Raw genomic sequence first — 9,354 nt, 5'->3', positions numbered from 1 at the left:
ACGAATATCGGTTCTGTCACCTGGTCTCAGCTCGTTTTCGTCAAGGTATATGTGAACAAGCTTTGTTTCTTTCTTTTGCTCTACAAACACGTCTTTAAGGTCGAACCAATCCAGCATGTGTTCGGGCAAAAGACATTCTGCAAGGAGTCTATACTTTTCCATATTTATCCGTTCTTTGACTTTATAAACGGACAATATAGTGTTTTTATTGTACTACGATATCCACACACTTTTTCCAGTGGTCCCTAAAAGCGGCGCTATTACAACGCAATAGTAGAGGTATTGGGTGGTAATAGCGCCGCTATGACACCCTAAAAGTGCCACTTTGACAACCCATTTGTTTACGTACTTTTTCCATAAATAACATAATCAACTGTGTATCAATGATGTAGCCCCAAATGATTAAAACTCAAGAATTTCGCACCAAAGATTTCTTAGTGCGCTGGGCTCATAGTATTGAGCATTAGAAATGCAAATATTGTCAGGCAAACTAACCGTCAAACAGGAATTTACAGTTGTAAAGGCTAACCTAGGAGGCTATGGCGTCTCGCCGTAGCCACGCAGCCTCCCATAGCAGATTATCTATCAGCATCAGTAATACGTAACTTTGTACAGCGCCGTGTCCCGAGGGGACACGTTACTCTCAGAAACCCACTGCAAGCTCCGAAGGAGCGCAGCTGTGGGATAGGCATCACCTCACCCTCTTTTGGTTCCGCGAAGCGGGACCGACTATCATCCTCAACATCATAGTTGATGTGTCAGTCCCCCTTCGGGGAACGATAGGGGTGGGGTATCATATTGTACCCACAGCTGCGCTGCTTCGCAGCTTGCAGTGGGTTTCATGATATAGGTCCCGCTCCGCGGAACCCGCAGCACATACTCAATCTGCTGGTCGTTCGTGGGTGCGTGGCTACGGCGGGACGCCATAGCCACGCACCCCACCCATAGCAGAACACAAAATGAACAAAAAACAGCTGTTTATCGGTGAAACACTCACTCAAACAAACAACAAATATATCATTACGCTCAGACGCGGAAACAACGAATTTGAACGAATTAACGAATTGTTGGATGAGTAATGGAACACCGCAAAAATTCGTAAATTCGTTTTAATTCGTTGTTTCGCCGTCTAAGGCAATATATACTTTCGTTGTTAATTCGTTTCACCGAAAAATTCCTGTTTGGTGTTGTATAACCAATTGGTGCTACGGAATGGCAAGACAATGATAGGGGAGATGGATATTAAAGGGTATAGTTTTTTGTTATATGATTTTATTATACGGCATTAAAAACAAGAGAAATGTTAAATGTAATCCCCTTTCTTACAATACGAAGCAATTCTTTTTCGTTTGTGCATTGTTTTTCATACTTTTGAATATAAAATTATAAATGGGTATTTTTAGAATATATGAAAGTCAATGGACACAACATCTGCGATACTCTCAAGGCTATTCGCAAACAAATAGCGGATGCCAATGAGATAGAATATTCACCCGAAGAATGTCACTTCAAAGGTGAATGCAATGGCACTTGCCCTAAATGTGAGCAAGATGTGAGGAACTTGGAGCATGAACTAAAACATCGGCAGATGGCAGGAAAGACTATAAAGGTTGCTGGCATTGCTGCAGGGTTTGTCGCTATGACGGCTTGTTCTGATGGAAAGCCACAGCGAAGCATTTCTGCTGATACACTCACTGACAATACAGTGGAGATAAAAGAGCCAACCCCAAGTGATTGCCGATTGGTAGGTGACATTTCGCTTAACCACAAGGGGAATTCTGCTGATGAAGAAGAGATTCTGATAGACGGCGAAGTTTCAAACGGTACTTCCACCGTAGAAGTGACAAGACAAGCAAATTCCAAAGAAAAGTCAGCAGACACTCCTGCCAAGAAGTCAAAGCAAAGCAAGACAGCCATCATCCAACCTGCCATCACCTCAGACTCAACGGAGAACAGCAAAATATTTGGCGCAATGGAGGAAAAGGCTTCATTCCCTGGTGGTTCTGATGCGTGCTTGAAGTATATCGCGGATACTTTACGCTATCCGGATAATTGTATTAATGGTGTATTAACAGGATTAGTTATCGTTAGTTTCACTGTAAACGAAGATGGAAATCTAAGTGATATAAAGGTGGAGAGAACCCTTGACCATATGCTTGACGAGGAAGTCATTCGTGTAGTGAAAAGCATGCCGAAATGGAAACCTGCCAAGCTAAACGGCAAAGCCGTGAAATCAAAATATACCATTCCCGTTAATTTTAGAGTAAGCGAATTAGACAAATAAGTAGAGTCCACTGCTTTGCTTTCATGGCAATTTATTAATTCAGTGGACTCTAATTAGGAATAGAGTAATGCGTCGGCCCTGCAAAACATTTAGCGTTGCTTTTATAATCTTTCAGAATGATTACTCAAGTATTGTGGCGGTATTCAACACCACCTTATATGTTGATTTTACTCTTGCTGGAATGCTGTCTTGATTTTTGAAGTAGTACGTGTAGTCTGTGGGCGTTTTGTATTTCTTCAGTAATGGGATGTAGTTGAGGTCTTCTTTGTCAAAGAAGTCAAAATATCTTGCAGAACATAATATTTCATAAAGGATGGCATCGCTTATATACGCTTTCTTCTTGTCTCCTATGTAGGCCACAATCTTATTATTCAGACTGTCGGGAGCAGGTAGTTGAATGGCGATGTCTGTGTCTTTATATTTTATATTTATACGATAGTCGTGCCTGTTCTCCGAGTTGTAAACTCCATGTAATCCGCTAAGCATAACACAGAATTTGTCGAACCGCTCTTGAGGAATACTGATAACTGTATCTATATGATGCTGTTCTGCTTCTTTCGCGAAGTCCTCATTAGTTATTGAGATAGGAGATTCCACGAATCCCATTTTATAGTAAATCAACAGCTCATCCGAATTTTTACATGAGGATATTGTAAGGAGGAATATGAAGCAGAATAATATGTAGAACAAATTTACAGATGTTCTATTTTCTTTTTGTTGAAATTGGGCTGATTGTTTCATAAGTCGTACCGTAATGATTCTTTCTTACATCTTCTCCATTCTTTTTTGCTGTGTCATTTTCAGCTTCTATTGCTTCTTTTTCTCCTTTGCTTTCATATGGGGTTCCATCTTCAGCGGATTTTGCTCTTCTTTCTGATGGAGAGTTTGTATTATCTACAGCATGATAAAAATCATGTTCTAGACGAGTTGCAGGAGATTGATGACCTCCTTCTGTGGTTTTAATTCCAACTCTAGATTCCCATGTTATAATGGATTTCCCGAATTGAGGATTAAATTGAGTTATTTGTTCCTCGACTGCTCTTTTATCTGTTGCATCATAAAGATAATATGTATGTGAAGGGTCATTTACAGCAAGTCTCATATATTTTCCTCCGCCATTCTTTATATTATAGTTGTATGCTTTGAAAAAATCACTAACAAATTGATTCTTCGGATGTGTATAAATTCCAGAGCCATTAACAGATAACGTGTTTAACTTATTATCATTAGTATAAAAAACTAATACGACTTTCTGTCCGTCAGGATCAATACAATTTACAGGGTTCCCATTGCAATATGCATACGGCGACACCCAAGACCATGCATTGGCTATTGACGAACAGCACAGCATACACAATATTATGATAACAGACTTTTCCATAAGGTGTGGATTAGGTTTTTACATATCACAAATTTAGTGAAATTGTGTATAGGGTGTATGCGGGAATCTGTTCTTTTAACAAAGATTATGCAAGAACGTGTTTGCAGTAGCTACTCATGCCCTAGGGGTGCTGAGTAGTTACAATAATGGGAGTATAAAAATATACCCTTTACATTAATTTCATGATAGGGATATTCCTATCTTAAATAGGCGATTCCCTGCTTTGAGTTACACGGCATTTTTTTACCTTTGCATATAACATAAAAGACACAAGGTTATGAAGAAATTGTTTGCAAGGCTGATGATGACGGCTGTAATGCTGTTTGCCGCTTCTATGGTTGAGGCTCAGAGAATGGGGGATGACACTTATGTGGTATTGGGTCATGGTTATGCCAAAGACAGCGAGAATGTATATCTTAATGGACTGGTGCTTCCGTGGGTTGATCCACATACCTTTTCGCTGAAAAGGTGCGACGGCCATCAAAGCTATAGGTGTTTTGAGAAATATGTCATATCCCATTCTGACGTGTTCTATGATGGAAAGAAATTGGATGATGCATCAGCCTCTTCGTTCAAGGATTTGGGATACGGATATGGTAAGGATTCCTTTGATGTGTATTTCTGTGGCAAGAGGATCAGTGGTGCAAGTGCCAATTCGTTCCGACTGCTGAAGGACGGTTATGCCAAAGACTCCTTTGACGTCTATTTCTATGGTAAGAAGGTAAGCGATGCCAGTGCCTCAAGTTTTAGTGTGGATGAAAATGGTTATGCTCACGATACGTTCTCCACTTATTACTTTGGAAAGAAGATTGGAGATTGATTGCCATTAAAGATGCAAGATGTGAGCTGCATCGAGAATAAAGAAAAAGAGCGCCAGTAAGCTATACAGTCTATGTGTATATCTTACTGGCGCTCTTGTTTTTTTATTAGCGTAATTATTACTTATAGAGATATCTCTTGATGCTCTTCTTCGGAGTCTTCTCAAACTCTTCCTTAACAATCTCGATGGCGGCGAGCTTGCAGTATGCTGGCTGTGTGGAGTTGAGTTCCTGACGGTTCTGCTCCATAATTCCTTCGAGGTCTGACTCGTTGAGGCGCATTGTGGCAGCCTCGTCGAAGTCGGGATAAACCAAGCCAACGAGCTTCTCACCGCGCTGTACCACCACGCACTCGTTAACCATTGCCATGGAGTTGAGGCGGTCTTCGATTTCCTCTGGATAGATGTTCTGGCCGTTTGCTCCGAGAAGCATGTTCTTCGATCTGCCCTTGATGTATACGTTGCCGTCGGCGTCCATCGTGCCGAGGTCACCGGTGTGATACCATCCCTCAGAGTCGAGAGTCTGTGCTGTTGCTTCTTCGTTCTTGTAGTAGCCGAGCATCACGTTCAGACCGCGTGCGAGAATCTCTCCAGGGACGTTCTCGGGATCGGGACTGTCAATCTTTACCTCCATGTGAACGACGGGCTTTCCGCATGAACCGGGGGCGAAATCGTGATAGTCAGCGTAGCAGATAATCGGTGCACACTCCGTGGCTCCGTATCCTACGGTGTATGGGAAGCCGATGCGTTTGAGGAACTGCTCCACTTCCTGATTGAAGGCTGCACCTCCGACGATAATCTCATAGAAGTTGCCACCGAACGCTTTAACCACCTGGTCGCAAATCTTCTGGTTGACCTTCTTGTTTACAACAGGCATGTTGAGGAGAAGGCGCATACGATTGTTCTGGATTTTCGGGAATACCTTCTTGCGGATGATCTTCTCGATAACCAGAGGTACGGCTATGATGATGGCTGGCTTGACCTCTGCGAAGGCTGCTGCGATGATGGCAGGACTGGGCACACGTGTGAGATAGAAGACGTGGCAACCGAAGATAAACTCAAACATAAACTCGAACGCCATGCCGTACATGTGAGCCATAGGCAGGATGCTGATGACATTGTCGCCCTTCTTGATTATCTTGCCAAGCACAGTCATGGCGAAGTCGTAATTGCTCCAAAGTGCGCGGTAAGGCACCATTACACCCTTTGAGAAGCCGGTTGTGCCGGAGGTGTAGTTGATGAGTGCGAGTTCGTCCGGCAACTGTTCCTTGTAATAGTTGACGTGCTCCTTGCGGAAATACTTGGGATATTTCTTTCCGAACAGCTCGTTGAGGTGCTCACGGGCGTATGTCAGCTTGTCCGTGCGTGAAATCACGAGCGAATAGTCAGGCAGGTAAATGATGCCTTCCAGATGCGGCATCTTTGTCTGGTCGATGACCGTAGCCACGTAGTCGCCCACAAAGAGCAGCTTTGCCTCACTATGGTTTACGATGTTGTGAATCTGGTCTGCTGTGAACTCGTGCAGAATGGGCACAGCCACAGCACCGTAGGTCAGTGTTGCAAGGAAAGCCACAGCCCAGCTGGAACTGTTTCGTCCGCAAAGTGCAATCTTGTCGCCTTTCTGTACGCCGCTGCTTTCGAAGATGATGTGTAGTTTCTCAATCTTGCGAGCCACGTCGTGGTATTGCAGTGTTGCACCCTTAAAGTCAGTAAGTGCGTCCTTTTCCCAGTTGGATACGATACTTTTTTCTATCAGTTCGTTATAACTCGGTATTTTCATCCTTTGTCTTGATTTTGGTATGAGGTGTTATCTCTTTTATTTGTAAAGATATCTCTTTATGCTCTTTTTGGCAGTTTTCTGAAATTCTTCCTTATGTATCTCTATTGCTGAGACCTTGCAGAAGGGTGGTAGTTGTGAATTGAGCGTCTTTAGGTTTTCGTCCATCACTCCCTGTACGTCGTTGTCGTCGAAGTCCATGGCGTCCTTGTCTTCCTGCTCAGGATGTACGAGGGCAACGAGTCGGTTGCCGCGTTGTATGATGATGCTCTCTCCTACGAGCGGCAGGTTGTTGAGCTTGTCTTCTATTTCCTCCGGATAGACATTCTGTCCGTTGGCGCCGAGGAGCATGTTCTTTTTGCGTCCCTTTATGTAGAAGTAGCCGTCTGGTGACATGGTGGCAAGGTCGCCGGTATGGAACCATCCTTCGCTGTCTATCACTTCCTGCGTGGCTTTCTCGTTCTTGTAGTAGCCAAGCATCACGTTTGTGCCTCTTGTGATCAGCTCGCCGGGCTTGTTGGCAGGGTCAGGACTGTCAACCTTCACCTCCATGTGCTCCACGGCAGGTCCGCATGACGATATGCGATACTTGTCATAGTTGGCGAAGGTGATGAGTGGCGCTGTCTCTGTGGTGCCGTATCCGATGGTTACGGGTACGCCGACATCGTTGAGGAATTTCTCAATACCTTGATTGAGAGGAGCTCCGCCTACGATTATCTCAAAGGCATTGCCGCCAAAGGCTTGCATGATGCGCTCGCGTATGTGCTGCTTTATCTTCTTGCTTATTACTGGCATGTTGAGCAGAATCTTCATACGGCTGGTCTGCACTTCTGTGAGCACCTTGCGTCTGATGATCTTCTCTACGACGAGCGGCACGGCAACGATGAGTCGGGGCTTCACTTCCGCAAAGGCTTCTGCTATCAGCGACGGCGACGGCAGTCGGTTGAGGAAGTAGATGTGGCATCCGCCGATAAATCCGAACAGGAACTCCACAGCCAGTCCGTACATGTGTGCCATAGGCAGAATGCTTACCAGATTGCTTCCCGGCTTGACATTCGGAGAGAGGCACTTGAGGATATGGTCGAGGTTTCCCCAGATGGCACGATAGGGCAACATCACTCCTTTGGAGAATCCGGTTGTGCCCGACGTGTAGTTTATCATTGCGAGTTCCTCCGGGCTTTGCTCCTTATAGTAATGTACGTGTTCCTTACGGAAGTATTTGGGATAACGCTGACCGAAGATCTCATTGAGATGTTCTCTTGCGAAGACGAGCTTTTCTGTTCTTGCTACGACAATGGAGAAATCGGGTAAGTAGACTATACCCTCCAGTCCCGGCATGGCATCAGGGGTGATCTGTGTCTTAACGATGTCGCCGACAAACAATAGCTTTGAGTCGCTGTGGTTTACGATGTTATGTATCTGGTCTGGCGTAAACTCATGTTGTATAGGTACTGCGACGGCTCCGTATGTCAGCGTGGCTAAGAAAGCCACTGCCCAATGACTGCTGTTTCGTCCGCAAAGGGCTATCTTGTCACCTTTCTGTACCCCGCTGTTTTCAAACAATATATGCAGCTTCTCTATCTTTCTTGCTACATCATGGTATTGGAGTGTCGCTCCCTTATAGTCTGTAAAAGCGTCTTTTTCCCAATACTTAATAATACTGTTCTCTATATAAGAGTTGAAACTGGGTATTCCTTCCATTGCACAATCTTCTAAATTTTGTGCAAAGGTACGTCATTATTTGCACAATACCAAAACTTTTGTGCGGTAATTGGTTTCTTTGGTTCAAGATATCCCTATTTTTATACGTTTTAGACCAGTTTTTGTCAAGCCTATTCGTATCGCATTGATTTGGCCGGATGTATGTGCGAAATCATATAGCTTGGCGCTATAAGCACGAAGAGCGCTATGAGGAGCGTGGCGACGTTAAGCAGGAGCACGAAAAGCCAGTTGATTTCCACGGGTACTGTGTCGACATAATAAGTTGTAGGGTCGAGCTTGAATATGCCTGCTGTCTCTTGCAGGAACAGCAATGCCAGGGCGATGATGTCGCCGATGATGAGTCCCTTGCCGATGATGAATGCTGCAAACCACAGGAATATGTGGCGTATGGTGTCGTTACGTGCTCCCAATGCCTTAAGGATGCCTATCATTGTGGTGCGCTCAAGAATGATGATAAGCAGTCCGCTTATCATTGTCACTACAGCCACGGCTGTCATTATGGCGAGGATTATCCATACGTTAAGGTCGAGCAGGTCGAGCCATGAGAATATCTGTGGCGAAAGTTCGCGTATGTTTTTTGACGAATATGTGTTGCCGTAACTGTCTGTTGTGCGGTTTACATTTCTTATAATGATGTCGCTTGTCTCCGAGAGCTTGTTGAAGTCGCTGACCGTAAGCTCCGCTCCGCTTGCAAGGTCGGTGGTCCAGCCGTTCAGCTTCTGTGCAGTATAGAGGTCGCAGAACACCGTAATCTTGTCATACTGAGAAAGGTTGGTCTGATAGATGCCTTGGATGGTAAGCTTTCGCGTGCGCACACCGCCTTCGCCGATGAAGTAAGCGAAGATGCGGTCTCCGCTCTTCACGTCCAGCTTGTCAGCCATAGTCTTTGAGATAAGGATTTTGCCGGTGCTTGCCTTGTCTGAGAATACGGGTATGCTGCCGCTCACCATGTTCTTGTGGATGAACGTGGAGTCGAATTCCGGTCCAACTCCCTTGAACATCACTCCAAGGAAGTCGTTGTCGGTCTTAAGTATGCCTTGTTTGGTTGCGAATCGCTGAACGTGTTCCACGCCTTGCGTCTTACTGAGCACGTTCATCATCGAGTCGTTCATCACGACCGGCTGGTCTGTAGCTGACGACTGCAGGGCGTAGAAGTTGGCTACTTGTATGTGGCTGCCGAATCCCACTACTTTGTCCCTTATGGTATGCTTGAATCCAAGCACCACGCTGACGCTGATTATCATTACTGCAAGTCCGATTGCCACACCCGCTGTGGCAATACGTATAGCCGGCTTCGATACCTTCTGCTTGTCGTCAGTGTGGTCTGAATGTATGCGGCGTGCTATAAAAAGGGGAAAGTTCATTTTTAGAAA

At 44.8% G+C, this 9,354-nt stretch carries 7 protein-coding genes; 2 read left to right on the top strand and 5 right to left on the bottom strand.

Going from position 1 to position 9,354, the window contains the following annotated elements:
* The first annotated feature begins 1,408 nt into the window (after window positions 1-1,408).
* Window positions 1,409-2,284, top strand: coding sequence for an energy transducer TonB (locus tag CHL74_RS11890; RefSeq protein ID WP_094881392.1), 876 nt, complete (start codon window positions 1,409-1,411; stop codon window positions 2,282-2,284).
* A gap of 120 nt (window positions 2,285-2,404) precedes the next feature.
* Here the strand turns inward: CHL74_RS11890 and CHL74_RS11885 are convergent, their stop codons facing one another.
* Window positions 2,405-2,890 (bottom strand): hypothetical protein, encoded by a 486-nt coding sequence (locus tag CHL74_RS11885; RefSeq protein ID WP_141241318.1) that lies wholly within the window; start codon window positions 2,888-2,890, stop codon window positions 2,405-2,407.
* A 97-nt stretch (window positions 2,891-2,987) separates the two neighbouring features.
* Window positions 2,988-3,665 (bottom strand): hypothetical protein, encoded by a 678-nt coding sequence (locus CHL74_RS15585; RefSeq protein WP_141241317.1) that lies wholly within the window; start codon window positions 3,663-3,665, stop codon window positions 2,988-2,990.
* 277 nt (window positions 3,666-3,942) lie between these two features.
* On the opposite strand from CHL74_RS15585, the gene CHL74_RS11880 reads away from it, so the two are divergent.
* A complete protein-coding gene (locus tag CHL74_RS11880; protein WP_094881389.1) occupies window positions 3,943-4,485 on the top strand; it encodes a DKNYY domain-containing protein in 543 nt (180 codons plus the stop codon).
* A 118-nt stretch (window positions 4,486-4,603) separates the two neighbouring features.
* On the opposite strand, the gene CHL74_RS11875 is transcribed toward CHL74_RS11880, so the two are convergent.
* The 3 genes from CHL74_RS11875 to CHL74_RS11865 form a co-directional block, all read right to left on the bottom strand.
* The gene (locus CHL74_RS11875; RefSeq protein ID WP_094881388.1) at window positions 4,604-6,262 is read right to left on the bottom strand and encodes an AMP-binding protein; all 1,659 of its coding nucleotides are present in this window, start codon (window positions 6,260-6,262) and stop codon (window positions 4,604-4,606) included.
* 36 nt (window positions 6,263-6,298) lie between these two features.
* A complete protein-coding gene (locus tag CHL74_RS11870; protein WP_094881386.1) occupies window positions 6,299-7,960 on the bottom strand; it encodes an AMP-binding protein in 1,662 nt (553 codons plus the stop codon).
* Between the two features lie 131 nt (window positions 7,961-8,091).
* Window positions 8,092-9,345, bottom strand: a complete 1,254-nt coding sequence (locus CHL74_RS11865) for an ABC transporter permease (protein WP_094881384.1) — start codon at window positions 9,343-9,345, stop codon at window positions 8,092-8,094.
* Window positions 9,346-9,354: the final 9 nt, after the last annotated feature.

This window comes from Prevotella sp. 885, assembly GCF_002265625.1.
Lineage (GTDB): Bacteria > Bacteroidota > Bacteroidia > Bacteroidales > Bacteroidaceae > Prevotella.
This window is presented reverse-complemented; position numbering and strand designations above follow the sequence as displayed.

Bases quoted from the DNA above. Each gene is read 5' to 3' on its own strand.
- CHL74_RS11885 (WP_141241318.1), bottom strand. From the start codon at position 2,890: ATGGGATTCGTGGAATCTCCTATCTCAATAACTAATGAGGACTTCGCG.
- CHL74_RS11880 (WP_094881389.1), top strand. From the start codon at position 3,943: ATGAAGAAATTGTTTGCAAGGCTGATGATGACGGCTGTAATGCTGTTT.
- CHL74_RS11870 (WP_094881386.1), bottom strand. From the start codon at position 7,960: ATGGAAGGAATACCCAGTTTCAACTCTTATATAGAGAACAGTATTATT.
- CHL74_RS11890 (WP_094881392.1), top strand. From the start codon at position 1,409: ATGAAAGTCAATGGACACAACATCTGCGATACTCTCAAGGCTATTCGC.
- CHL74_RS11865 (WP_094881384.1), bottom strand. From the start codon at position 9,345: ATGAACTTTCCCCTTTTTATAGCACGCCGCATACATTCAGACCACACT.
- CHL74_RS15585 (WP_141241317.1), bottom strand. From the start codon at position 3,665: ATGGAAAAGTCTGTTATCATAATATTGTGTATGCTGTGCTGTTCGTCA.
- CHL74_RS11875 (WP_094881388.1), bottom strand. From the start codon at position 6,262: ATGAAAATACCGAGTTATAACGAACTGATAGAAAAAAGTATCGTATCC.